Genomic DNA, 793 nt, shown 5'->3' with positions numbered 1-793 from the left:
TGCCCGAATGGCGACCGTATTTCAGCTCCTCCTGCGCGGCGACCATGTTGTAGCTGCCGTCGATCCAGATCATGTGGACAAGGTTCGATTTCAGTCGCACCGCGGTTTCCAATTCCATGCCGGAAAACAGAAATCCGCCGTCTCCCGAGACCGACAGCACTTTCTCGCTCGGACGAACGATGCTGGCGGCGATACCCCACGGCAGTGCCACGCCCAGGGTTTGCTGACCATTGGAGATCAACACCTGACGTGCGCGAAAGCTGGTGAGATAACGCGACAGATACAGGCTGAACGACCCCATGTCCGAGCAGAGCGTAACGTCGGGCGTGAGCATCTTCTGGAGTTCGGCGATAATGCGCAGTGGATGGACGGGCGTCCCGCCTTGCGCGGCAGCTTCGGTGAGCAGTTGGACGCGGTCTGCGGCGATCACCTCGAGCAACGTCGCGGCTTTTGCGGAAGGTGCCTTGCGCGTAAGCTGCGGGGTCAGCCGGGTCAGGCTGGCCTCGATATCGCCGATGACCTCGACGGAGGGGTTATAGGCGTTCTCAATCTGCGCCGGGACTACGTCGATATGGACGATCGGCCGATCCGATCCCTGGTTCCAGATCGATGGCCAATATTCGACCGCATCGTAGCCGATCGTGACGACCAGGTCGGCGGACTCAAGCAAGGTGTCGGCGGCCTGATTGGCGATTTGCCCGACACGCCCACCGAATACGGCGAACTCGCGTTCCGAAACCGCACCCGCCGCCTGGAACGTGCCGACGACGGGCAGCGCCGCCAGGTCGAGCAG

Annotated in this window: 1 protein-coding gene; it reads right to left on the bottom strand. The window is 62.0% G+C overall.

The window, feature by feature from the left end:
• Positions 1 to 793 (bottom strand): thiamine pyrophosphate-dependent enzyme (locus AACY52_RS28730; protein WP_339561130.1); only part of this gene is annotated, 793 nt, incomplete at both ends.

This window comes from Pseudomonas sp. EA_65y_Pfl1_P113 (genome assembly GCF_963970525.1).
Lineage (GTDB): Bacteria > Pseudomonadota > Gammaproteobacteria > Pseudomonadales > Pseudomonadaceae > Aquipseudomonas > Aquipseudomonas tritici.
This window is presented reverse-complemented; position numbering and strand designations above follow the sequence as displayed.